Consider the following 23,535-nt stretch of genomic DNA (forward strand, 5'->3'; position numbering starts at 1 on the left):
TCCCATCGAAGAAGAGAGTCAATATGAACGCACCAAGCGTGAAGATCGCTGACGCAGCGTCAGCGCCCATAACTTTGCCGGTGGACGGCATGACATGCGCCAGCTGCGTCGGCCGCGTTGAAGCGGCCTTGGCCAAAGTGGCCGGCGTAGGCAGTGTCTCGGTCAATCTGGCCACCGAGCGCGCCAATATCCGCCCGGTCGGCCAGGTGGACCGCATGGCGCTCATCGAAGCCATCGAAACAGTCGGCTATTCCGTGCCCGCCGCCGCCACCGAATTGGCCGTCGAGGGCATGACTTGCGCATCTTGCGTGGGGCGGGTGGAGCGGGCCTTACAGGCCGTTCCGGGCGTGCGCGAAACGGCGGTCAACCTCGCGACGGAACGCGCGACCATCCGCGGCACGGCCGATGCCACGGCGCTCATTGCCGCCATCGGGGCGGCCGGCTATGTTGCCAAGGAAGTGGGCGGTGCGGTTGCCGATGGTGGCGCAACGGCGGAAAAGAAGGATGCCGAACGTGCCGCACTCAAACGTGATCTCATGATCGCCACCCTGCTCGCCCTGCCTGTATTCGCTGTGGAGATGGGCTCCCACCTCATTCCCGCCGTGCATACGTGGGTCATGGCGAGCATCGGCATGCAGGCCAGCTGGACCATGCAGTTTATCCTGACCACCCTGGTGTTGGCCATTCCCGGCAGGCGCTTCTATCAAAAAGGCCTGCCGGCGCTGCTGCGCCTGGGTCCGGACATGAACTCCCTGGTCGCGGTGGGCACGGCCGCCGCCTACAGTTACTCGGTCGTCGCCACCTTCCTGCCCCAGCTGCTGCCGGAGGGAACTGTCAATGTCTACTACGAGGCCGCCGCGGTCATTGTTGCACTGATCCTGCTGGGGCGTTTTCTGGAAGCCAAGGCCAAGGGCCGCACCTCGGAAGCCATCCAGCGCCTGGTCGGACTGCAGGCGAAGGTGGCCCACCTGGTGCGTGGCGAACTCGTCGAGGACATTCCCATTAGCGAGGTGGCGCTGGGGGACATCGTGGAAGTGCGTCCCGGCGAACGGATTCCGGTCGATGGCGAGGTCAGCGAAGGCCACAGCTTCGTGGACGAGTCCATGATCACCGGTGAGCCGGTTCCCGTCGAAAAATCGGTAGGCAGTGCGCTCGTCGGCGGCACCGTCAACCAGCATGGCGCCCTCCGGCTACGCGCCACGGCAGTCGGCAGCCAGACCATGCTCGCGCAGATCATCCGCATGGTCGAGCAGGCGCAGGGATCAAAGTTGCCGATCCAGGCCGTCGTCGACAAGGTCACGCTGTGGTTTGTGCCCGCCGTGATGTTCGCCGCCGCCCTCACTTTCCTGCTCTGGCTACTCTTTGGCCCCTCCCCCGCCTTGAGCTTTGCGCTCGTGAACGCGGTGGCCGTGCTGATCATCGCCTGCCCTTGCGCCATGGGCTTGGCGACACCGACCTCGATCATGGTCGGCACCGGCCGCGGTGCCGAGCTGGGCGTCTTGTTCCGCAAAGGGGAAGCACTCCAATTGCTCAAGGACGCACGTGTCGTCGCGGTCGACAAAACCGGCACCCTGACCGAAGGGCGCCCGGTGCTGACCGATCTGGAGGTTGCCGAAGGCTTCACGCGCGACGCCCTACTGGCGCTGGTTGCGGCGGTCGAGTCGCGCTCGGAGCATCCCATTGCCCGCGCCGTCGTCGATGCCGCGCAGCAGGCCGGCCTGGCCCTGCCGCCGTTGACCGAGTTTGCCTCGGTGACCGGCATGGGGGTGTATGCGATGGCCGGCGGCAAGCGCGTGGATGTGGGGGCGGATCGCTATATGCGCCAGTTGGGTGTCAGTATTGATGGCTTTGCCGCCATGGCCGCGCGGCTGGGCAATGAAGGCAAGACGCCGCTGTATGCGGCCATCGACGGCAAGATAGCGGGAATCATCGCCGTGTCCGATCCCATCAAGCCGACCTCGCCGCAGGCGATCAAGGCACTGCATGCCCTGGGCCTTAAAGTGGCCATGATCACTGGCGACAATGCGCGTACCGCCAATGCGATCGCGCGCGAACTGGGCATCGACGAAGTGATAGCCGAGGTTCTCCCCGACGGCAAGGTGGCGGCCGTACAGCGTTTGCGCGCGGCCCACAGCGCCATTGCGTTCGTCGGCGACGGCATCAACGACGCGCCGGCCCTGGCCGAAGCCGACGTCGGCCTGGCCATTGGCACCGGCACCGATGTAGCGGTCGAGTCCGCCGACGTGGTCCTGATGTCCGGTAACCTGCAGGGCGTATCGAATGCGATCGCCTTGTCCAAGGCGACGATCGGCAATATCCGGCAAAACCTGTTCTGGGCGTTTGCCTATAACACCGCCCTCATTCCGGTGGCGGCGGGCGCCTTGTACCCAACATGGGGCATGTTGCTCTCGCCAATATTCGCCGCCGGCGCCATGGCCATGTCCAGTGTGTTCGTGCTTGGCAACGCGCTTCGTTTGCGCCGCTTCGCCGCGCCAGGCCAGTAGCGCTGCCGCCGACCGGGTGCAAGCTGCCGATAGAAGTCTACAATGGATGGCACAACGCTCTACTGCTGCGCAAGCATGTCCAGGCACACCGCAACTGCCGGGGTGCCTCCGTCTCGCTACCGGCCGCCGGCCTGTCAGGGTGAGCACATCATGGCAGGGTGAAAATACCGCGTCCAGACGGTACCGGCTCGACGCTTACAATAACTGTGCGCTGCTCAGCGCGGTCATTGCGCCGCGCCCTTACTCCCTCGCGCGGAAAGTTCCTGCCGATCGACGGCTTTACCGTTCAGAATAAGCAGCACGATCGTGTCATACGCCGCGACACTCTGAAGGGGATTCTGTTCGAGCAGCAGCAAATCCGCTTGCGCCCCCACTTGCACGCTTCCAATCGTTCGTTCCAGGCCGAGGGCGCGCGCGTTCTCAATCGTCAATGCCGTGAACAGGCGTGGCAAGCTGATTCCCATTTCCAGCCAGCGATCCATCTCCCAGCGGCCGTTCACGCCAGGAAATTGCGTATAGAAAGGACCGCTCAGCGTATCGCTGCCAAAGCGCAACGGCACACCTGCTTGCAGCAATTGCCGCGTCATCTGGCGTACGGTGCCCAGCGGCCGTTGGTAAGCGGCTTTCATGGTTTCATACTGTTCAGCGGGATTTTTTGCCCCGCCTTCAATCCCTTCGGCCAGCACCTTGCGCATCCATTGTCCCGCCGCCCCCTGATACCAGCGTGCCAGCGACTGCGGTATGGCATGGACGACTTTGGGATCGTTGAAGAAATCTGGATTGAGTTCTTCCTGCTCGCCATAGAGCACCTGTACCGTTGGCTGGACCGCAATGCCGGCTTTGAGGATCTCCCTCGCCATGCGCGCCCACCCGCCCTGAGCGGCCGATTGGTTGCCACCCTTGTTTTCATGCCACATGCCGTGGACCAGGGTATCGACCCCGGCCTGCAGCGCAAATTCATAGGAAGCCTGGGAATTCCCGTGAAGGTAGACCGGCAAGCCCAACTGATGCGCCTGCGCCACGACAGCGCGGATCAGGGCCAGCGACGGGGTGGGCAGATTCCTTTGCCGGCCAAATCCGGTCTCATGGAACACCTTGATGCAGCGCGCCCCATCCCGCCGGGCCTGTACCACAACGGCGGCGGGGGTGTGGGCTTGGCGCGGGAATCCGTCCGGATAGACGTCCGCTTGCGCAGGGTCGAACAGCATATACCTGCTCGCGGCGGCCTGGAACTGCGCGTTCTTGTCCAGCCAGGCAAGCGGATAGCCGTTGGGAATGGTCACGGGCGCACAGAAATAGGCTTTCGGCGCCAGCGCCTGGGCATTCCATTTGGCAATAAAGCCAGCGTCGCCGGTCAGGTCGAGCACCGTCGTGAAACCGAAATACGCATAGCTGCGCGGTATCTGCACCCTGGCCTCACGCAGCATCGGCTCGTCTTCCGGATGGGAGCCGGCATAACCGGGGACACCATCGAGGTGCACATGGGTATCGATCAGTCCAGGTATCAGGTATTGGCCATGCGCGTCGAGCTCCCGGTCGGCGCTGCCCAATTGCCTGCCTATGGCCTGGATGCGCCCCTGGTTAATCAAGACGTCTTGCGGCGCCTGGACCTGGGGATGGTCGCCACTGATAATCCGGGCGTTTCTGATTAACAAGGAATCCGCTTGCGCCGCCGCGCACGCCATGAGGGCGCCGAAGCCCACACCCAGGAGTTGGCGAAATTGTTTGTTTGGACATGGATTTGGGCGCAATGAAAACAGGGGCATCGTGACATCCTTGGTAGTTGGGAACGCCCCTAGCTTGCCCATGGCGGCGCATAAACTCGACATCAAACGCGATGCAGGACGCCGAAAACGCGTTTGAGGTCAGTTTTCCCATATCGTTTATGCTACGCACCATGAGCGCCTATATCAGCCACCTGCAACTCGCCAACGCCCTTTTATACCTGCTTCTGGCAGCCCAACTGCTTGCGCTGCCCGCCCTACGGCCGCATCCCAAGCGCTTGCTTGCGCTAAATTACTTGCTTTACGGGCATCAAAGCATTGCCTTGGTCGCCATCCTGAGCGGCCAAGCGCACATCTTCCTGATATTGCGCCCGCTGGGAGCTATGCTGCTTGGCCCCGGCTTATATGCCTACTTTTCCTGCGTAAGGCGCCAGGCGCCGGAGGCAAAGCCGCGCGATGCCGCGCACCTGCTGCTGGCCATTCTCGTGTTTGGCGTCCTCTACCTCGTACCGTCCTGGCGCGCCTTCATCGACTGGGCGATCCCCGCCAGCTTCTTATGCTACTTCTTGCTCATTGCCTGGCAAATGCGGGGGGATAGCCAAGCATTTGCCCACCTCGGCGGCCATGCCCCGTCGGCGCAGCGCTGGTTGACGAGCTTGATGCTGATGGCCTTCATCAACCTCGCCCTGGAGCTCGCCGTAACCCTTGAAATGGCCTATGGCAGTGCTTTGCGGGATGCAAAGTCCCTGCTCGTCGCCAGCGCGGCTTTCCTGCTGCTCAATACCTTGACCATGTTGGCGGCCTTGCGCCGCAGTGATTGGTTGGAATGGATGTATCTGTTCGGCGAAAAGGCCTTGCCGGGCATTGCCCCTGGCATCGATGAGGAACAGCTCAAGACCGTGTTCCGGCGCTGGGAAACGCTGGTCAACAGCGAAAACCTGCATAAGCTGGAATTCGGCATCACCCTGGCACAGGCGGCAAAGAAACTGGGCGTCCCGGCGCGCCAGTTATCGTCCGCGATCAATCAGGTGTATGGGCAAAGCTTCTCGGTCTACCTGAACGACCGGCGCATCGAAGAGGCTCGCCAATTATTGCTGGCCACACCAGAGATGCCGGTCATCGCGGTCATGCAGGAAGCGGGATTTAGCAGCAAATCGCACTTTAACAAGGAATTTTTACGCGTAACGGGCATGTCGCCATCGCAGTTTCGGCACGCATCCCTGCCTGCGGCGGCGCCGGGGTGACGCGCCATGGCTGCCCGGCATGCCGGCCGCCGGTGCTTCCTCGGTCCGCTCTTTCCGGGCGGTCAAGATCGGCAAGGCTGTCATGATGCCCAATCATGATCCAAGCCGATCTTGCCGATGTGCTACCGCCGTCCATCAGCGCAGGCACCTGCACGGCCAGCGCCGGCGGGAAGCTCGGGTACACGTGGAGGCCGAGTTGGCCAGAAGCTGACGGGTACCCTTTTAATAATTCGAAGAGAAGCCAGACCAAGAAATGAGAGTGTTGCCCGGAGTCCTGGCCGCAAATGCCCGGACTTGATTATTCTGCCGAAATCAGCCTGTCTACGATTTTGCCTAAAGCAGGTCAACAGACCCACGCCTTCTTCTCGGAGGATCTGCCCGTCGGCGAGATCATCCATCTTCTTTGGAAACCGCCGCTCACAGCTATCAACGGTTGGAGCGAATGCCCCTCCGAGGTTGCCAAGAGTTTTATTGTGGCAGCACGAGCAGGCCACGCGGCGATGTCCCATGCCTATCCATATCGATATGACTTTGAAGTCGTCTCCTGCGAACCGCTGCTTCCTCAGCTCAGAAGCCATCCTGGCGATTGGACGTTGGAGGAATGCCTCGATACGAGAACAGTTCCACCCAGTGTCTCTTTGATGTGGGAAGAGGTTTCCTGGTGCGGGATCGCCGATATGGATGGTCTCATGTACCTTAGCGCGAGCACATCCACAGAGGCGCACATGGAACTGCTGGTGGAAAAGATTGACGATGAGTTTTTTGGACTTTTATCCACGCATTACGCCCCCGGAGGAGCGTATTGCTACTTCGGACGGCGAAAATTGTCGAATCACGAGCGCAGCGCTATTGAGGCAGCAATCAACCAAGCTGTCCAACTCGTTGACTCGGACAGGCAATACCTGCTTGAGTAACCGAGGTTAGTGCATTTCCACCGCGGCCGCTAAGGCCGCAGGGAGAACCAGGAGGCGGCGCCAACCGCTGCAAGGCCAGAATGCCGGCGGCGGCGAAGAGAAGCCGCACCCGCTGCTGTCGAAACCGTGCGCGGTATAACCGGCATAAAATGATAGTATCAATTGACTAGTCATCTATCAGCATGTACCCCGAGAACAAGCACGCGGCCTTGTTCGATACCCTCGCCAGATTGATGCAGCTGCCGGATGCGCAAGTGGCCGTGGAGCTGGTTGAACTGACGGAGGCCATCGAATTCGAATTCCGCATGGAGGATGAGCGCATGGACGCGGCAGGCCTATCCTGCTTACAAAGCCAGCGGGAATGGCATGCCCGCGTACTTGGTGCATTGCACCGTGCCCTTCCGCCGGCGGCCATGGGAAACGTTCGCGATGCGCGCCGCATCGCCGCCGCCCTCCCCATCTATCTCACGGATCACTTCGCGTCCATCGAAGCCGTACTACCGATCGATCCGACCGGATCACCCGCGACGCGGCATTGAGCGTCGCACCGCATCCTCGCCATCTGCAGACCCAGGCAACCATCCTAGCGCGACCACAGCATTTGGCAAAGTAGGCAAGAAAAGCCGATCATGAAGGGGCCAGACCATGTTCACCCATCTGCTCATCCCCACCGATGGATCGCCGGCATCGTCCCGCGCAATCCAGTCGGGTATGGCATTCGCGAAAAGCATTGGCGCCAGCGTCACCGGACTGTTCGTCAGGCCCGAATACCACACCCTCTCGATCGACTACCGCATGCTGGCACAGACCAAGGAACATTTTGATGATGCAAGCATCATCCGGGCACAAGGTTATCTTGCCGAGATCGTCAACGCTGCCTGGGCCGCAGGCGTTCCTTGCGAAGCTATCCACGTGACGAGCAACCACCCTTATGCGGAGATCATTGAGCAAGCCCGGCTAAGGCAATGCGACCTGATCGCCATGGCGTCGCATGGCCGGCGTGGCATCACAGGATTCTTGATGGGCAGCGAAACCCAAAAGGTACTCACCCATAGCGCCATTCCGGTTTTGGTATTTCGCTAGGGAGGGCGCCAATATCCGAGGACTGGTTTTCACGTGGCCTGTTCAATCGTCTTGTATGGCGGGCCGGCCGATGCACCGCCCACGCTGCTTGCCCCCCCGCCGTCGCCACTGCCATGCAGGCTAGCATGCCCGCGCCCAGCGCGCAGAGTGTCTCAACACGGCCACAACGCCATGGCACAGGGCGGCACACACCCAACATACCCAAGGAAAGGAAGATGAGCATGAAGCCAAGAAGCAATGAGCAACGACGCATGAATCCCAGTATGGCCGAATCCGTACAGATCGGTGTGTCGCTCCTTTTCGTCGCGGGGAAGGAAGACGCACGACGTTATCTCGTCAAGTGCCGCGTTCCTGCGCATGTTATTGAGCGTGTACTGTCCGCACCGCCCGGCGCACGACGGCCGTATGGCAGTCACGGGACAAACGACCGGCGGAAAGTCGCAAGAACGGTCTCAGCCAAGTCTAAGGGACCGCCCCACTCGGGCCGCCAGCAATTACGGCCATGCAATCCTGGCCAGCAGCATAGCGTGTATGGGGCGGCGTGATCGTTCTTGCTGCCTCCACCAATATAAACTTGGTTATTGATAAATCGAAACGGCAGCCTGATTGCGTCAACCATGAAGTGTCGCCGCCCAAGAGCGTGGTAGACGAGAAGGATGGATCATTCGGAGGAGAGAAAAACCGGCAGACTTACGATGGTATCCGTCAACGCCCACTTTTTGGGAAGCCGTCGCGGTATCGTCACGTTAAAAGTCGTTCCCTCTGTCGCATTTGAAGCGACGCTAATCTGTCCTCCGTGCGCATGAACAATCTCACGCGAGATATACAGGCCAATACCCAGGCTGTTTCGCTCAGTGCAGCCGGCGCTGGCACTGGCGCCAACACGTACCATGGGGTCGAAAATGCCCGATATCCGATCAGAGGGGATGACAGGCCCTCGATTGTTGACCGCAATCAAAACAGCGTCGTCCCTACTGGTAATGGAAACGCGCACCGGGAAGACATCGCTGCCATATTGCAGTGCGTTGCCGATGAGGTTTGACAGCAACTGGGCGATGCGATCCCCATCAAAAGTGGCATCCAACTGCGGTGGAGCGCGGAGCTCAACGAACCTCGCCGGGTGAAACGTGCGGATTTCGTTGAGCACTTGCTGGCACACAGCGACCAGATCGCCCGGTGTAGTCTCCACGGGAATACCAGGCCCGAGGTGCGTACGCGTAAAGTCGATCAGATCGCCAATCAATTTGCTCATCCGTTTGGCACTCTGGAACATATGGGTGGCCATCCGCAGGCACTTCGGGGAGGTATCAGCAGCCTGCATGATGTAACTGGCCCCCGCGACGAGCGTGCCAAGCGGATTGCGCAGATCGTGGCCTAAGATGGCCAGGAACATGTTTTGCGACTTCTTGACCAGATGTTCATACCGCGCGACCGACTCGGTCAAGGCTTGATCCACCGCCTCATTAAATCGCGTCATGTCGGCCATATCCACGGCTACATTCCCTCCCGGATCACAGCGCCACAGCGACAAAACACTCGAACGCAACGCGCGGTATTCCGACACGAGCTGCACGACGGTATATCCGGACTGCAGGCGCGCTTGGGCGTGCGTTTCTGCGGCCGACTCGCCTTGGCCGTGCGCGCCCAATCCTAGGGATTTAACCATGCGCCCCTCATCGGATTGGGGAGTCTCAATATCTGTGGCGAAGGCAAGTAATATCTGGTGAGCATGCGCTCGTAACTCCGCATCACTCATCGTTAAAGCGGGCGGCTCAATGGTGCGTGCAAAATCTTCCCAAGCCTGCAGGATTGGCTCTGTATTATCGCGTATAAAATCGGCGAGGCGGGGTTGCATGATTGCGTTCAAACTTTGTTTTGCACGGTTCCGCTACATAGTGGCATGCACGTCTATCCGGGGCGTCGCGCAAGCTGCGCGTGCAGTCACACCAACCTTGAACCACCAGAGGCGACCACCTTCACAGCGCGTTAACGCCAGAGAATCGTGAAAGCGATGGTCGGGCCAGCCCCCCCCCACAAGAGGGCACGCCGAATCGCGTTCTCGTCAATTCGCAGATGACGGAGATAGCGTAAGGCATAAGACGTTCCGCGACTAAGCTTTCAGGTCAACGATGCGATCGATCGCAACGGCATCCATGCCTGGGCATCGCCGATTGAAATGACTTTCCATAGCGCACTCGGAAAAACACATTACCTACTCCCCTAAGTTATCATGCTTCGGTACTCTGGGCGATTTAGCTTTCTAATCGGTACAGGCATGGGACAACGGCTTTCAGTATAGGAGCCTTGACCGGCAACCCTTTGCGGGGGCGGCAAACACGCTGGCCGCGCAGCGCAACACTGGGGAAACATGATGTCTGAGATGTCGAGCGGTGCGATCTCGGCAATCCATTGGCATCGGAATACCCAGCAGCAGACCAATGCAATCGTGCTCTGGCTGGCGGCAGGTGGCTGGCGGCTGGCAACCACAATTTCAGCTGCAACCGTCGCCGTTTCCAACAGCCCCGAAGAGAGAGTAATTTCCACATGTATTCGGTAAATATCGACACGCCCCTTTCCAGACTACCCTGATTCAGTTCGGGCGGACGGCGTCGCCACGCTCCAGCAAACCCAGCCGTCGTGCGTCGTCCGACCAGAAACACTGGCACGGCCATGACCAGCAAACATGTGTGCTGGCGTATCAGATACCCGTATGACGCATCAGGCTGCCTGTGGATGTACCAGACGCCGCAGATCCATCGACAATCCTGCCAGCTGCGCTGCCGTCTGTAAGGTCTGGGTCGAACTGGTCTCGGTTTCCTGCGTCGATTGCGCCACATCGGACACGGCGACGCGCACCTGGTCGGCCGCCGTGGCCTGCTGCTTGGTCGAGAGTTCAATTTCCCGCACTGCCTCCGTGGTGGTACCGACCAGATCAGCGATCTGCTTGAACGCCAGCGCCACCTCGGCGAACTGCCGCGCGCCCTGATCAACCGCTTTGGCGCCACTTTCGGTGGCCATCACGGTCGTGTTGACGGCGCCCCGTACATCGTCAATTTGCGCACGAATCCCTTTCGTCGAGGCTGCGACGCGGTCGGCCAGCTTACGGATTTCTTCAGCCACCACGGCAAAGCGGCGCCCCGCTTCGCCGGCACCGCTGGCCTCGATGGTGGCGTTGATGGCCAGGATATTGGTCTGCTCCGCCAATTCCGAGACGATGTCGAGCACCGCCCCAATTTCCTGCGATTTGCGGCCCAGGTCGAGCATATGCGTGACCACCTGGTCGGTCTGACGGCGGATGTCCGCAATCGACGCCTGCCCCTTGTCCACCGTCCCCTCTCCGCTGCGCGCGGCCCGCGCGGTTTCCTCGGCAATCTGGGCCACGCGCTGGGCGCTCTCGGCGATCTGGCGCGAGGTCACGCCCAGCTCGCTGATGGTGGTACTGATTTCACTCATGGCGCTGGCCTGCTCACGCGCCCCTGTCGCTTGCTGGCTAGCGGCCGCTTGCAGTTCCGCCGACGAGCTCTGCACATGGCCCACCGCCATCCCCAGCCTGCCGGTCAGGGAACGGGTGATCAGGATGCCGGCGGCCACCACGAACAGCAGACACAGCACCGTGCCCCCAACGATGGTGATCTTGGCCCGGCTCGATGTCGCTTCAGCGTCCGCCTCACGTTTGCTGAGCAATTCGCGCTCCTCGCGGCTGATCTGCTCGCACACCGTCCGCAGCGCATCCATGGTTTTCTTGCCTTCGCCCCCCAGCACGATGTTGAGCGCCTCCCCGGCACGACCGCCCTTGCGCAAGTCGATGGTACGTTTGAGCTCGGCAAACTTGGTCGCCATCAACGCTTCGGCCTGGCTCAATCGGCTTTGCTGGTTGGGATTGTCGGCCGTGAGCGTGCGCAGCTCCGCCATTGCGGTGGCAATGCCGGTGCTGGTGGCCTGGAAGGGTTCCAGATACACCGGGTCACCCGTCAGGAGATAACCGCGCTGGCCTGTTTCGGCGTCCTTCATTTGACTGAGCAAGCCGCTGACCTGTTCCAGCACGCGTTGCGTATGCGTGACCGAACCAGCTGTCGCGATCAGCACATAAATACTCCAGTAAGCGGCCATCCCAATGGCGATCAGGAACGTGGACGACACGGTAAAACCAAAGGCCAGTTTGCGACCGAAGGTCCAGTTTTGGTTCATGCTCCCCTCCTTTTCAGTTAGTCGACACAACCGCCCAGCCTTCTTCCTGCGACTGCAGACGGTACCTGTCGGCAAGCGCCGCCCTGTCCTGTGTCATGTTCCGCCTTTGCTTAACAAGCGTTCTACTTCGTCCAGGAATACCATGGGCTCGATGGGCTTTTCGATATAACCGTCAAAGCCCGATGCCAGCAAGCGCTCACGGTCGCCTTTCATGGCGTACGCCGTCAAGGCCACCACGGGAATGACACGCGTTCGCGCATCGCCCTTGAGCAGACCCATGGCCGTCAAGCCATCGACCTCCGGCAACTGCACATCCATCAGAATCAGGTCCAGCGCTTCTTGCTGGGCAATGGCAATGCCAGGCAAAGCCCGTTCGGCACAAAATAGCGTATGCCCTTTGCTCTCCAGCAGCATGCTGGTGAGCACCATATTGCCGGGTGTATCTTCCACAATCAAAATCCGTGCCATCACGACCCTCCATCCAAGCTGACCGGCGTTATCGTCCCGGCCCTGCCGTGTCCTGCTGCAGTGCGCGGCCGACTTCAAACAAGAATTGCTGACGCGTAAAACTGCCTTTGTCCATGATCTGGTGCACCTGCCCGCTCACGCGCTGCCGGTCGGCCTCGCTGATGGCGCTGTCGCTGAGCACGAGAATCGGCAAGTGGGCCATGGCGTCGCTGGAACGCAGCCGCTTGATCACCTCGAAGCCGCTCATGGTCGGCAGCACCAGCCCAATAATGAGCAGGTCCACCGCCCTGTCCCGCAGCGCCGCCAGCGCCTCTTCGCCGTCCAGGCAGCAACGCACCTTGTAGTTCAATGCCGCCAGGTCCGCACTCAGGCGGCTGGTGGTCACCGCGTCGTCGATGATCAGGACGGTCGGCGCCAAGGCCCGCTCCGCGCCCAGGCCAAGGGCATACACCGCGTCACGCAGGCGCTGGTGGGATACCGGCTTTTGCAGCAGCTGGGCCGCGCCCAGGACACAGGCCTTCATTTCCTCGGCGACGATGGACACGATCACCACCGGCACCGCAGCCAACGCCGGATGGTGCTTGATCTGCTCCAGGACGGTCCAGCCGCTGGCGTCTGGCAGCAACAGGTCGAGCGTGATCAGGTCCGGCACTTCCTGGCACGCCAGCGCCAGGGCCGACGCGGCGTCGCTCGCGCTGCGCACGGCAAAACCGATACTCTCCAGATGCACCCGCAAGAGCTGCGCGGCGTGTTCATCGTCCTCGATCACCAGGACCTTGCGCGCGCCCTTGGCGGCAGGCGGATTATCGACCGCCCCGCGCACGGGTAGCCAGAAGGAAAATTGCGATCCCTGGTCAGGCGCACTGGCCACGCCCACGGTGCCGCCATGCAGGGCCGCCAGGCGGCTGACCAGCGCCAGCCCCAGGCCGCTGCCCTCATGCTCGCGCGAGATGGACGCATCGAGCTGGCGGAATGTCTGGAACAGTTCCGATAGATCCTGCTCGGCGATCCCCATGCCGGCATCGCGCACCCGCACTTCCAGGAAGGCATCCTCCGTCCCTTCGGGCAGCGGCAGCACACGATGCGGCCAGGCGCCATCACCGGCGTCACCCACCATGGCCCGCGGCACACGGTGCAGCGACAGGGTGACCTGCCCCCCATCCGGACTGAATTTGACGGCATTGGCGAGCAGGTTATAGAGCATCTGGCGCAATTTGCGCGCGTCTAACTCCACCTGGCCCAGGGCAGGCTCGGGATGGCAGGTCAGCACGATGTCGCGCCGCGCGGCACCGTCCTGCACGATCGCGAGGCTCGCACGCAGCTCCATATTGATGTCCACCGGCTCAAGCAGCAGCTGCATCTGGCCTGCCTCGACCTTGGACAAATCCAGGATATCGTTGATCAGGCCCAACAGATGGCGCCCGCTGGTCAGGATATGGTTCACGCAGGTCTGCTGCTTCGGGCCAAGCGTACCGGCGATGCCGTTCTTGAGCACATCCGAGAAACCGATGATGGAATTGAGCGGCGTGCGCAATTCGTGCGACATATTCGACAGGAATTCGGATTTAAGCCGGCTCGCCTTTTCCAGCTGGCGGTTCTTTTCGTCCACCTCGCAGCGGCGCTCTTCCAGCGAACGCACGGCCAATTCCAAGTCGCGATTCTTCTGGGCCAGCATGGTCAGCAGCTCGGCGCGGCTCTCGGCCAGGGTCTGCGCCGCCCGCTCACCCGCCGCCTCCAGTTCCTGGTGCATCCGCTCGGCGCGCAAACGTCGGCTGTCGTCCTCAAACTGCTTGCGCCGCAGCTGCGCCCGCACGCGCGCCTTGAGCACGTCGAATTCGCCGGATTTGAGCACATAGTCGTCGGCGCCGGTGGCCAGGCCCTCGATCATCGCCCCGCGATCCTCCATGGCAGTGAGCATGATTAACGGCACATCGCGGGTCGCGGGGTCGCTTTTCAAGCGGCGGCAGGTATCGGTGCCGGACAGGCCCGGCATCATCCGGTCGAGCAGCACGCAGTCCACCTGCTGCACCGCCATCAGCGCCAGCGCCTGTTCGCCGGACTCGGCCAGGATGACGTCGTAGCCCTCGCCCCCCAGCACCTCCGCCAGCTCGTGCAGGAAAGTGCGGCTGTCGTCCACCGCGAGAATGCGCTGGCCACCACGCAAGAACGGCACCGCCGGGCCGGCGGCATCGGCATTGCGTAAGGCAGCGGCCAGGCGCGCCAGCAGCAGACCGGCGTCGCCATCCTTGCGCACGAAGGCGTCGGCGCCCGAATCGAGGGCGCGCAACTCGGCGCCCTCTTCCTCGGCGCCGGTCAACAGGATGCAGGGCAGCGTGCGCCAGGCCGGATCCTGGCGTAGCGTACGGATCACCGTCGCGCCGTCAATGCCGGGCAGCACGCCATCGACCACGATGGCGGCCGGCCGGCGCAGCGCCAAGGCCCGCAAGCCTTCTTCGCCGGAAGCGGCCAGCGCCACCTGGTAATGCTGGCCGCGCAGGAGTTCACTGACCTGTTCCCGGTAGGTCAGGCTGTCGTCGATCACCAGCACCAGCGGCGCGGTCTCGGCCGCCGCGCCCCCCGCCGTCAAGAGCTGTATGGCGCGCGCCACCAGCCGGTCGCGGTCATAGGGTTTGCCGACATAGTCGTTCGAGCCGGTCAGCATGCCCCGGATGCGGTCGCTGACCTGGGCCTCGCTCGACAGGATCAGCACCGGCAGGACGGCGCCACGCGGAGTTTGACGCACCGTGCGCAGCCAATCGATGCCATCGCCGTCCGGCAGCATCACGTCGAGAATCATCAATCCCACCGCCTGCTGCGCCAGGACGGCGTGCGCCTCGGCCAGCGTCGCGCAGCCAATGGCGGCGATCTGGCAGGCGGCAAACGCCTCCTCCAGGTCGGCCCGCACGGTCAGGCTGTCGTCCACAATAAGGACGGTGGCATTCATGACGCTTCCCATCGGCCCGGGCGTGCCAAGGCGGCCAGTGCCGGGCCGATCTCCCCCAGCGGCAGGACGCGCTGCGCCGCCTCCAGACGCACGGCCTCGCGCGGCATGCCGTACACCACGCTGCTGGCCTCGTCCTGCGCGATGGTCATGCCACCCGCACCGCGCACTGCCAGCATGCCGTGCGCGCCGTCCTGGCCCATGCCGGTCAGGAGCACCGCCACCGCGGCCGGGCCGCATTCCGTGGCCAGCGACTCGAACAGCACATCGACCGATGGCCGACAAGAAAGCCGCTCCGGCCCCGCTTCGCAGACGAGCTGCCGCCCACGCACTTGCAGGTGCAGTCCCGGCGGCGCCAGCAGTACGCCGCGCTGGGGCATACCTTCGCCATGGCGGGCCAGGCGCACCGGAAGCGGACTTTGCTCGTTGAGCCAGTCGGCAAAAGCGGCGCCGAAGGCCGGCGCAAGATGGACGACGATCAACAGGGGCAAGGGAAAATCCGCCGGCAAGGCGCCCAACACCTCCATCAAAGCGCGCGGTCCACCGGTGGAGGCGCCCAGGGCGACCAAGCGCAGCCGCTGGGCCGGCACGGCCGCAGGTAGGCCCGCCGCCGGCAGCGGTGGGCTGCGCCGCCCACGCAGGTGGGTGACGACCTTGATCCGCGCCACCAGGCGCAGCTTGGCCAGATAGTGTGCCTCCCATCCCATTTGGTCCGGTTGCGGCTTTTCCATGACATCCAGCGCCCCCGCCGCCAAGGCATCGTAGGTGCGGAACAGCTCGCCGCGGTTCACCGAAGAGGACACCACCAGGATGGGCGTCGGGCAATAGGCCATGATGTACTCGGTGGCGGCCAGCCCACTCATCACCGGCATCATCATGTCGAGCGACACCACATCCGGGCGCAGCGCCTGGCACAGTTCGATGGCCTGCTTGCCGTCCTCGGCCGCCCCCACCAATTCCAGCGCCGGGTCGCTGGCCACCAGTTCGCCCAGGTGCATGCGCACCGTCAGCGAATCTTCCACCACCAGGACGCGCCAGCGCTTCATCGCCGCACCAACTCCCCGACCTGCGCCAGAAAGGCGGTCTGATCGAACGCGTTTTTGACAATATAGCCATCAGCCCCCACCGCAGTGCCGCGCTGCCGGTGCGCCGGTGTATCGAGCGAGGTCACCAAGAGCGCGGGCAGATCGGCCAGTTGCGGATCAGCCCGCACCATTTCGATCAGGCCAAAGCCGTCCATGCCCGGCATTTCCACATCGACCAAGGCCAGCGCATAGCGCGTCTGGCGCAGGAGCGCTAACCCCTCTTCCGCCGAAGCGGCCAGCGCCACCGCATAACCGGCCGACTCCAAGATACTGCTCTCGAGCATGCGGGTAGTGAGCGAATCGTCCACGATCAGGATCGGCAAGGCTGGCGCCGCGTCCGGCGCGGCGGGACGGCGCTGCGCCAGGGACAGTCCCAATGCTTCCGGATCGAGCACCATGCGCGGCGCGCCTGTATCGTCCAGGTATAGGCCCAGCACCAGCGGCTCCACACGCAGCAGCGGCGGCAAGGCCCGCAGCACCACGCTGTCGACGCCGGCCAGGCGGCCGGCCGCCAGTGCCAGGCGCGCGCCCTGGCTGCGGACCACCACCGCCGTCACGGTGCGCGGCAGGCGCGGATGGGCCGTCTGTCCGCGCGCGCGCACCGCCAGCGGCAACAAGGGCAGCAGCTGGTCCTCATAGACGATGGCGCTGCCCTCGGCACTTTGCACCACTTGCTCGGGCGGCACCCGCAGCGCGCCGCACACCGCGTCCAGCGGCAGCGCCAGGGTTTGGGCGTCGTCCTCCACCAAGAGGACGTTCAAGGCCGCCAGCGACAGCGGCACGCACAACTCCACCGTGGCGCCGCAGCCGGCCTCGGTGCTGGCCGTGGCCCTGCCCCCTACCCGGCCCATGGCCGAGCGCACCACATCCATGCCAATGCCGCGCCCGGCGTGTTCCGTGACCACGCGGCTGGTGCTGACATTGCCGTCAAAGAGCCGGGCCAGCAGCGCCGCCTCGTCGTCCGGCACCGGCACGCCGCGCTGGCCCAGCACCTGGCGCAACGCCGCCAGATCGATGCCGCGGCCATCGTCATGGCAGCGGAACACCACCATATTGCCACGCCGGCTGACGGCGAGCGTAATGCGTCCAACGGGCGGCTTGCCGGCGGCTGCGCGTTCGGCTGGCGGCTCAATGCCATGCGCCACCGCATTGCGCACCAGCTGCAGCAAGGCGCCCAGCACCACATCGAGCACCTCGCCATCGATGCGCAGGTCGCCGCCATCGGCGTGCAATGCCACTTGCTTAGTGCAACCATGAGCGGCATCCCGCGCGCAGCGCTCCAGCGTGCCGACGATGCCCGCCACCGGCACCAGGCGCAGGCGTTCGGCGGCGTCCCGCGTTTGGCGCAGTTCGCGGTCGATACGCTCCGCGCCGGCGGCCATGCTCCGTTCCAGCGCGCCCAGCCGTTCAGCCAACGCCCGGCCTCCCTGTGGGCCGGCACCGGCCGCCAAGGCCAGGTCGCGCAGCAGCTCCAGTTGTTCGATGGCGCGCCGCATGGCCGCCAGCTCCATGCCGATCTCCCCCAGCCCTTCCAGCAAGCCATCGACCTCCAGCACATCGGCGCGGGCAATGCGCTGGGGCGCGTCGAAGGCCGGCAGCGCATCGGCCGTCGCCAATACGGGTGCGGCCGCGGGCGTGGGTGCGGCGCCTCGCCCCTCCTCGCCCGGCAAGGGGAGCTGCGCCAGTTGCACACTCACTTCATCGAACAGGGCCAGCAGTTGATCGATCGTGGCGCGCTGCAGGCATCGGTCGTCCTCGCGCAGGGGCATAAGCAACGCTTCGGCCCGGTGCACCAGGTCGGCAATGGTGCCCTGGCGCACCACGCGCGCCGCCCCTTTCAAAGTATGCGCCCAGCGCAGCAGGCGCGCCACCTGTTCCTCACCTGGCGCCTCCTGCTCCAGCGCCAGCACCGCCTTGCCGAGCTGCTCGATGAGTTCGCGTGCCTCGACCCGGAAATAGCGGTAGGGATCCTTAGCCATGCCCCCCTCCTGGTCCCGGCCCGGCCGTCCGTTCGGCGATCTGGCCGGCCAGCGTCCGCACCGGCAGCAGCGGCACCACGCCGTTCTCGGTGTGCACGGCATCAAAGGCCTGCTCGGCGACCGCCCGTTCGGAGCCGGCCAGGAGCTGCCGGGCGCCGGCGCACAGATGGGCCTCGAAGGCGTCAAAGGCGAAGGCCAGCGGCGCGCGTTCCTGCACCAGCACCATCCAACGCGGCGCGGCCGCCCCGGTTTTCCCGATCAGGGACGCCAGCTGGTAGACCGGTACGATCTGCCCCCGGAAGTTGGCCACACCCAAGAGTTCCGGCATGGGACTGGGCAGCGCTAGAATGGTGCGGTCCACATAGAGTCCCTGGATATCGGGCAGCGCGACCGCAAAGCGCTCGCTGCCGATCCGGATGATCAGCACATTCAGGCTACCGCCCACCGGCGGGGCCAGGGCCAGGGCAAACCCACGGTCGAACTGCTCGCGTAGCGTTTGCGCGCTGCGGTGCGCCGCCAAGGGCACGCCGGGCATCATGCCTCCTCCCCGAAGGCGGCCAGTTCCGCCTGGCACAGGCCGATCAAGGCGCTGCGCGGGAAGCCCCCGCCAAAGAGCAGCAGGCGGGCGGGATCCTCATGCTGCAGCAGCATCAAGGCCTGGGCCAGGTCATGCCGCGCCGCCGCCATGTCGCCCATACGCCGCTCCAGCAGGCCGATATGCAGGCGCGCCAAGGCAAAGCCAGGATCGAGATAGGCGGCGCTGCGGTAACATTCCAGCGCCTCGGCGCAGGCGCCTTCCTCTTCCTTGCATAAGGCCTTGACATAGTGCGCGCCAGCATTGAGCTCATCGCGCGCCAGGAGGCGCTGGCACACATCCTGGGCCAGCACCAGCGCCCCGCTCTGGCTGAGCGAGACGGCTTTCAAGAGCAGCACGTCCGGATCGTCGGCATAGGCCGGCGGCAGTTGATTGATCTGCGTGAGCGTCTGCTCGAACTGCTCCTTGTGCAAGCACATCAGCGCATGGCGCAAATCCGGTTGGGCTGGCTTACCCTCCCCCGGTGGCGCTGTCAGGGGCGTGGCCGTCAGCGCATGAATGCGCTGGCTGGCGCGGTCAATCACCTCGCCCCAGCGGGCGAAATCGTCCAGCGGCGTGCCCTGCAACGCCCGCGTGCTGATGGTGAGCGGCACGGCCGGGGCCACCTCCTCGGCGGTGGCCAGCTGGCGGCGCTGGTAGTAGAACGTGGCGTGGCTATGGCAAAGATGAAAGTCGCTGGAAACGCCGCGCAGCGTTTCCGCATGTCCTAAGAACAGGTAGCCACCCGGCACCAGCGAGGCGGCGATCCGCGCCACCGCCGCCTTCACCTGCTCAAGCGTGAAGTACATGAGCACATTGCGGCAGAACACGATATCGTAACGCCCTGCGCCCCAGAGCGCCTCGTCGTCCTGCGCCAGATTGCGCTGCTCGAAGCGCACGCTGCGGCGCACGGACTCCTTTAATGCCTGCATCTCGCCGTCGCGCACGAACCAGCGCGCCTGGATTTCCGGTGGCAATTCCCGCAGCGACCAGGCCGCGTACCGCGCCCGCGCCGCTTTCACCAGCATGGCCGGGTTGGCATCGACGGCGCGCAGAGCCAGGCTGTGCGCGCCCAATCCGGCCGCCTCGCGCACCGCGATGGCCAGCGTGTACGGCTCCTCCCCCGAGGCGCAACCGGCCGACAGCACGCGCACGGGGCTGCCATCCAGGTGGGCCTGCCAGCACGATGGCATGGCCAAGTCCACAAACGCGTCGATTTGTTCGGCATTGCGATAGAAGTACGTTTCGGTCACCGTCAGGTCGGCCGCCAACCGGTGCAGCGCCTCTGCCGAGTTACTGGCCGAGCCGAGCATCGACAGGTAGGCGGCGCTGTTGCCGCCGGCATGCAGGTTCAAGACGCGGGCCAGTTGCGCCAGGCGCGTGTCATCGAACTGCAAGCCCAGCCGCTGCGCAATCAGATCACGAAACTGCAAGACCTGCGCGGCTGTCGGATCGGCATTCATGCCCCCTCCTCCTGGCTTGCCACCGCCTCCCACAAGGACTCGGGGATCAGGCGGGCCGCTTGCAGCACCATCAGCAACTCGGCGTCGAGCGCGGCGATTTTCTGCACCGGCGCATGGCCTGCATCGTCCAGCAAGGGAGCGGCCTCGGCCATCACGATGGTGGACAGCGTGCGCACGCCGAGGACGGCATCGACCGCGAGAGCCGCCTGGCGTTCCCCCAACGCCAGGGTGACATAGCGCGAGGGTGCAGTCGACGTCTCGCTGCGGGCGAGCTTGGCGCAATCGAGGACCGGCACGGCGGTGCCGCGGATCAGGGACAATCCCAGCAGAAACTCCGGCATGGCCGGCATGGGATCGACCGGCAGCGCCCGCATCGTTTCACGCACGTTTGCCAGCGGCAGCGCGTACAGGCGTGATCCGCTACGGCACAACAGCACAGTATCCGATGACCCGCTATGTGATGCCATAAGCACCTAGCTTTTCAGACCAGAGGGGCGGTGGTTGGACGGTAGTGCTTGTAGTCGTTGTATGCTTGACGCCAAGCCCCTATCTCGCGTCTCGCCGGGGAACATCTGTTTGCCGACAACCTTTGTGCACCGGACAGGCTGCACCTGACCCTGCAATGGCAGCGATCGATACCAGAAACCGCAACGGCGCTGTGTCTTTTACCCACAACAACCTGTGAACGTATCCGATAATTGCACAAGATTCTTGCCTAAAATCTCACCAATCGTCACGTGGTAAAGTTTTCCCCGACTGCCTCTTGAAGCCGACCGAATAGGAAGCACGTTTTTCGCCTCCACTGACATCACCGCCCTCGCCGGCCTTAGCCCATGCCGTTTGCAGAACAAAAATGCTCGTAATGGAAGTATCCGTGACGACAGGGAAAAGCTACCGCGCCATCCAAAAAAACGGACAGATTCCCCTTACTCCTTTGGCTTGCCTTGGACGTCACTGAGACGGTACTTCTTCCGGCGATCCCCCATCAGATAGCGCAGATCCCGGATGGTCAACTCCGACACTTCGTGCATACGGATCAATAGCGCAGCGCCGACGGGAAGCCGGCGATGCCGGATCTTGCTGATCACCGGTGGCGCAACTTCCAGCGCACGCGACAACGCCGCGTCATTCTTCAAGCCCAAGCGCTCGATCAGCGTGTCAAGCAAGCGGTCCGGGTTATATTCCACGTCACCTGCTGCCTCTTCTGCTTTTTCCTCATCCGAGCCTGTCGCAGTGTTGCGCATAACGATCTCCTATCGTATCCCCGTTCTTTTTGCGCAAAAAAAAAAGCGGGTATTGGGAAAGCGCCCGACTTCTGTTTCGGTGTAGCGCCACCAAAGGCCATCTCGGGTCGCTCGTCATTGCCAGTCCACCTCCATGCGGCCGCCAATCCTACCCATCGGCCACATTGCCGAAGGCGTGAGGTGCCGGCCGGGCTGGTGTTTAGTGTGGTGCCAGCTTCTTCGACATGAACACGCGGTTGATTCCTGGCGCGGAACTGATCTCGCCAAAACTTACCCATCCGTTTTTTTCATAAAACCCTGGCGCCTGGAAACTGATCGTGTACAGCACTGCGGAACGACAGCCACGCTGGCACGCTTCATCCTCGAAGGCCTGCAACATTTGGGTGCCTAATCCTGCACCGCGCAGCGCGTCCGGTAGGTAAAACAAGTCAAGAAATGCCAGCCCGAGAGAAGTTCTTCCAACGATCCCGCCCAGCACCTCGTTGCTATGAGGGTCTCTGACAATCACACTTAAGGGGCGCCGATCATTGAGGCCCGCTTTCAGCACATTGAACTCATCCAAGCCTTTGCCAATCATTTCCTCAAACTCAGGCTCTGCCTGATCACCGACAACAATAACGTTTTGCTTCAAAATCTCCCCTTCCGTTCTCTCAGGTTGCTTCAACGTGTCGCCCTCAAGCCAAGATGAGCATGTCATATCAATCGCAGCGCTGCTTGCCGCCGCCTCTTGATAGCGGCGTGAGTCCGCCTCGAAGGCGATAACCTGCAATTGCATGTCTCTCGCTCGCTTGAGCGCCGGTCATTATCACCTAAAGCCTTTCGCCGTGCAGAACCCACGACCATGGGCGGCTTTCGCCTGCGCAGTCGACTACCGCTTTCGAAGGTAACCCCGCCAGCAAGTCGAAACTGGTCAATGTGGGCATGTTCCTTAGCCTCGGTGTCGAAGACAGCGTCTTCCCATGCAGCTGGCATGACGCATTTGAGCCACATGAACCCGTATGCCGGACAGGTTTTACGTCGCGAATATTTGGGGGACTCTATGTCCCACCATTTACAAAGATGATTGGCCGCAGCGACAACCACGGCGCAAGGAAACTGGCCCGGGCGTAGCTAGGCCAGTCTCCATGTGGGTGCCACGAAAGAAAAGAATGCCGCAAGCGCGTGCAGCGCTATCAGAAATCGGTATTAAACAGGATCATGTCGACCATGGAACCACTGGCAATGCCTGCGAAAGAAACCGGCAAGCCGCTCCCGAAACTCAGGTCGCCGTCACCAGTCACCTGACCAGCTTGATAGGTCACGCCATCGCACACGAACTGGATGTACCCGATGACATCGCCGTTTATGCACATGCGCGTAATGGAGAACTTACCGTCAGCTGGCAATGTGAAACTGGCAGTTGGGGTGCCGCCGCCGCCGCCATATTTGACATTCCCGATTTGAATCGAGTCGATCTTTGAGCCACTTTTAATCAGCACCTGCTGGCCGCCAGTACCTTGAATGGAGCTAAAACTACCTCCATGACCGCCAAAGGACATCTGCTTTTTACCTGCCAATGCTTCCATAAATCCTCCAAAATAGGTTATGAAAAACTAGAACAGTTAAGTAAATGCCACCAACTCGCCAATGTGGCATTTAAATTATACGGATCAAATCGTGCCCGATGCTCTCGCTTTCTCACGATGCAAAAAGCAAGTGAACCGGGCCGGGATTTTGAGAGGCTCCTAAGTTTGAGTCAGGCCGGAACGGTTTGACTCAAAGCTGACGTTACCTGCCGGTACAGCAGCCGCCAGTTGTCGCTATACGGTAAGGGAGTTCACAAATATCAAGAACTCATCGGGCGTCATGAGTACCTTGCCGCGCGGCTTCCACAGCGCTAGAAAGGCATCGTGCAGGAAACGTCCATCCCCCGACACCAGGATGTCGGCATGGTGTAGAAAAAGCATTTGCTCATAATCGGACTGGGCGTTGGGGTCGATTTTTCCGGGAAGGGCCGCCGCGTAGCAGGCTGCATACGTAAAGGCTTGGGGTAAGCGTCTCGCCAGCGCCGTCTTCCATTGAGTGCAGCGCGTCGCCATGATTGAATTTGGGATGCAAATTGATTGTGTCCACAAATTTATTTAT

At 62.6% G+C, this 23,535-nt stretch carries 19 protein-coding genes; 5 read left to right on the forward strand and 14 right to left on the reverse strand.

Going from position 1 to position 23,535, the window contains the following annotated elements:
- Positions 1 to 23 precede the first annotated feature (23 nt).
- Positions 24 to 2,504, forward strand: a complete 2,481-nt coding sequence (locus FHS03_RS24050) for a heavy metal translocating P-type ATPase (RefSeq protein WP_183443437.1) — start codon at positions 24 to 26, stop codon at positions 2,502 to 2,504.
- 224 nt (positions 2,505 to 2,728) lie between these two features.
- On the opposite strand, the gene FHS03_RS24055 is transcribed toward FHS03_RS24050, so the two are convergent.
- Positions 2,729 to 4,270 carry an amidohydrolase family protein gene (locus tag FHS03_RS24055; RefSeq protein WP_183443438.1) on the reverse strand — a complete coding sequence of 514 codons (1,542 nt, stop codon included), beginning with the start codon at positions 4,268 to 4,270 and terminating at the stop codon, positions 2,729 to 2,731.
- A gap of 131 nt (positions 4,271 to 4,401) precedes the next feature.
- Between FHS03_RS24055 and FHS03_RS24060 the strand changes: the two genes are divergently transcribed.
- From FHS03_RS24060 to FHS03_RS24075, 4 genes are all read left to right on the forward strand, one after another.
- Positions 4,402 to 5,472, forward strand: coding sequence for an AraC family transcriptional regulator (locus tag FHS03_RS24060; RefSeq protein ID WP_183443439.1), 1,071 nt, complete (start codon positions 4,402 to 4,404; stop codon positions 5,470 to 5,472).
- Between the two features lie 284 nt (positions 5,473 to 5,756).
- Complete coding sequence (locus FHS03_RS24065) at positions 5,757 to 6,386, forward strand: hypothetical protein (RefSeq protein ID WP_183443440.1); 630 nt, start codon at positions 5,757 to 5,759, stop codon at positions 6,384 to 6,386.
- 209 nt (positions 6,387 to 6,595) lie between these two features.
- Positions 6,596 to 6,925: a hypothetical protein gene (locus FHS03_RS24070; protein WP_183443441.1), complete on the forward strand. Its 330-nt coding sequence runs from the start codon at positions 6,596 to 6,598 to the stop codon at positions 6,923 to 6,925.
- A 106-nt stretch (positions 6,926 to 7,031) separates the two neighbouring features.
- On the forward strand, positions 7,032 to 7,469 hold the full coding sequence (locus FHS03_RS24075; RefSeq protein ID WP_183443442.1) for a universal stress protein: 438 nt from the start codon (positions 7,032 to 7,034) through the stop codon (positions 7,467 to 7,469).
- A 661-nt stretch (positions 7,470 to 8,130) separates the two neighbouring features.
- Here the strand turns inward: FHS03_RS24075 and FHS03_RS24080 are convergent.
- From FHS03_RS24080 to FHS03_RS24140, 13 genes are all read right to left on the reverse strand, one after another.
- Positions 8,131 to 9,324: a sensor histidine kinase gene (locus FHS03_RS24080; protein WP_183443443.1), complete on the reverse strand. Its 1,194-nt coding sequence runs from the start codon at positions 9,322 to 9,324 to the stop codon at positions 8,131 to 8,133.
- Positions 9,325 to 10,187: 863 nt separating this feature from the next.
- Complete coding sequence (locus FHS03_RS24085; protein ID WP_183443444.1) at positions 10,188 to 11,657, reverse strand: CHASE3 domain-containing protein; 1,470 nt, start codon at positions 11,655 to 11,657, stop codon at positions 10,188 to 10,190.
- Positions 11,658 to 11,750: 93 nt separating this feature from the next.
- The gene (locus tag FHS03_RS24090) at positions 11,751 to 12,125 is read right to left on the reverse strand and encodes a response regulator (protein WP_183443445.1); all 375 of its coding nucleotides are present in this window, start codon (positions 12,123 to 12,125) and stop codon (positions 11,751 to 11,753) included.
- 28 nt (positions 12,126 to 12,153) lie between these two features.
- On the reverse strand, positions 12,154 to 15,069 hold the full coding sequence (locus FHS03_RS24095) for a response regulator (RefSeq protein ID WP_183443446.1): 2,916 nt from the start codon (positions 15,067 to 15,069) through the stop codon (positions 12,154 to 12,156).
- Positions 15,066 to 16,112, reverse strand: a complete 1,047-nt coding sequence (gene cheB / locus FHS03_RS24100) for a chemotaxis-specific protein-glutamate methyltransferase CheB (protein ID WP_183443447.1) — start codon at positions 16,110 to 16,112, stop codon at positions 15,066 to 15,068. The genes FHS03_RS24095 and cheB overlap by 4 nt, the downstream gene beginning before the upstream one ends.
- Positions 16,109 to 18,130, reverse strand: coding sequence for a response regulator (locus FHS03_RS24105; protein ID WP_183443448.1), 2,022 nt, complete (start codon positions 18,128 to 18,130; stop codon positions 16,109 to 16,111). Before FHS03_RS24105 ends, cheB begins: the two co-directional genes overlap by 4 nt.
- The gene (locus tag FHS03_RS24110; RefSeq protein WP_183443449.1) at positions 18,123 to 18,656 is read right to left on the reverse strand and encodes a chemotaxis protein CheW; all 534 of its coding nucleotides are present in this window, start codon (positions 18,654 to 18,656) and stop codon (positions 18,123 to 18,125) included. The genes FHS03_RS24105 and FHS03_RS24110 overlap by 8 nt, the downstream gene beginning before the upstream one ends.
- An 8-nt stretch (positions 18,657 to 18,664) precedes the next feature.
- On the reverse strand, positions 18,665 to 20,167 hold the full coding sequence (locus FHS03_RS24115) for a CheR family methyltransferase (protein ID WP_183443450.1): 1,503 nt from the start codon (positions 20,165 to 20,167) through the stop codon (positions 18,665 to 18,667).
- Positions 20,164 to 20,634: a chemotaxis protein CheW gene (locus FHS03_RS24120; RefSeq protein ID WP_229426390.1), complete on the reverse strand. Its 471-nt coding sequence runs from the start codon at positions 20,632 to 20,634 to the stop codon at positions 20,164 to 20,166. The genes FHS03_RS24115 and FHS03_RS24120 overlap by 4 nt, the downstream gene beginning before the upstream one ends.
- Before the next feature lie 459 nt (positions 20,635 to 21,093).
- The gene (locus FHS03_RS24125) at positions 21,094 to 21,411 is read right to left on the reverse strand and encodes a hypothetical protein (protein ID WP_183443452.1); all 318 of its coding nucleotides are present in this window, start codon (positions 21,409 to 21,411) and stop codon (positions 21,094 to 21,096) included.
- A 199-nt stretch (positions 21,412 to 21,610) separates the two neighbouring features.
- Positions 21,611 to 21,988 carry a GNAT family N-acetyltransferase gene (locus FHS03_RS24130; RefSeq protein ID WP_443094324.1) on the reverse strand — a complete coding sequence of 126 codons (378 nt, stop codon included), beginning with the start codon at positions 21,986 to 21,988 and terminating at the stop codon, positions 21,611 to 21,613.
- A 595-nt stretch (positions 21,989 to 22,583) separates the two neighbouring features.
- On the reverse strand, positions 22,584 to 22,976 hold the full coding sequence (locus FHS03_RS24135; protein WP_183443453.1) for a hypothetical protein: 393 nt from the start codon (positions 22,974 to 22,976) through the stop codon (positions 22,584 to 22,586).
- Positions 22,977 to 23,210: 234 nt separating this feature from the next.
- Positions 23,211 to 23,489, reverse strand: coding sequence for a hypothetical protein (locus FHS03_RS24140; protein ID WP_183443454.1), 279 nt, complete (start codon positions 23,487 to 23,489; stop codon positions 23,211 to 23,213).
- Positions 23,490 to 23,535 lie beyond the last annotated feature (46 nt).

The organism is Pseudoduganella violacea, assembly GCF_014191875.1.
In the GTDB taxonomy this organism is placed as follows: domain Bacteria; phylum Pseudomonadota; class Gammaproteobacteria; order Burkholderiales; family Burkholderiaceae_D; genus Rugamonas; species Rugamonas violacea_A.

What these genes read in the sequence shown, in the direction of transcription:
- FHS03_RS24050 (WP_183443437.1), top strand. Translation starts at nt 24, where the DNA reads ATGAACGCACCAAGCGTGAAGATCGCTGACGCAGCGTCAGCGCCCATA.
- FHS03_RS24055 (WP_183443438.1), bottom strand. Translation starts at nt 4,270, where the DNA reads ATGCCCCTGTTTTCATTGCGCCCAAATCCATGTCCAAACAAACAATTT.
- FHS03_RS24060 (WP_183443439.1), top strand. Translation starts at nt 4,402, where the DNA reads ATGAGCGCCTATATCAGCCACCTGCAACTCGCCAACGCCCTTTTATAC.
- FHS03_RS24065 (WP_183443440.1), top strand. Translation starts at nt 5,757, where the DNA reads ATGCCCGGACTTGATTATTCTGCCGAAATCAGCCTGTCTACGATTTTG.
- FHS03_RS24075 (WP_183443442.1), top strand. Translation starts at nt 7,032, where the DNA reads ATGTTCACCCATCTGCTCATCCCCACCGATGGATCGCCGGCATCGTCC.
- FHS03_RS24080 (WP_183443443.1), bottom strand. Translation starts at nt 9,324, where the DNA reads ATGCAACCCCGCCTCGCCGATTTTATACGCGATAATACAGAGCCAATC.
- FHS03_RS24085 (WP_183443444.1), bottom strand. Translation starts at nt 11,657, where the DNA reads ATGAACCAAAACTGGACCTTCGGTCGCAAACTGGCCTTTGGTTTTACC.
- FHS03_RS24090 (WP_183443445.1), bottom strand. Translation starts at nt 12,125, where the DNA reads ATGGCACGGATTTTGATTGTGGAAGATACACCCGGCAATATGGTGCTC.
- FHS03_RS24095 (WP_183443446.1), bottom strand. Translation starts at nt 15,069, where the DNA reads ATGAATGCCACCGTCCTTATTGTGGACGACAGCCTGACCGTGCGGGCC.
- cheB (WP_183443447.1), bottom strand. Translation starts at nt 16,112, where the DNA reads ATGAAGCGCTGGCGCGTCCTGGTGGTGGAAGATTCGCTGACGGTGCGC.
- FHS03_RS24105 (WP_183443448.1), bottom strand. Translation starts at nt 18,130, where the DNA reads ATGGCTAAGGATCCCTACCGCTATTTCCGGGTCGAGGCACGCGAACTC.
- FHS03_RS24115 (WP_183443450.1), bottom strand. Translation starts at nt 20,167, where the DNA reads ATGAATGCCGATCCGACAGCCGCGCAGGTCTTGCAGTTTCGTGATCTG.
- FHS03_RS24120 (WP_229426390.1), bottom strand. Translation starts at nt 20,634, where the DNA reads ATGGCATCACATAGCGGGTCATCGGATACTGTGCTGTTGTGCCGTAGC.
- FHS03_RS24125 (WP_183443452.1), bottom strand. Translation starts at nt 21,411, where the DNA reads ATGCGCAACACTGCGACAGGCTCGGATGAGGAAAAAGCAGAAGAGGCA.
- FHS03_RS24130 (WP_443094324.1), bottom strand. Translation starts at nt 21,988, where the DNA reads ATGATTGGCAAAGGCTTGGATGAGTTCAATGTGCTGAAAGCGGGCCTC.
- FHS03_RS24135 (WP_183443453.1), bottom strand. Translation starts at nt 22,976, where the DNA reads ATGGAAGCATTGGCAGGTAAAAAGCAGATGTCCTTTGGCGGTCATGGA.
- FHS03_RS24140 (WP_183443454.1), bottom strand. Translation starts at nt 23,489, where the DNA reads ATGGCGACGCGCTGCACTCAATGGAAGACGGCGCTGGCGAGACGCTTA.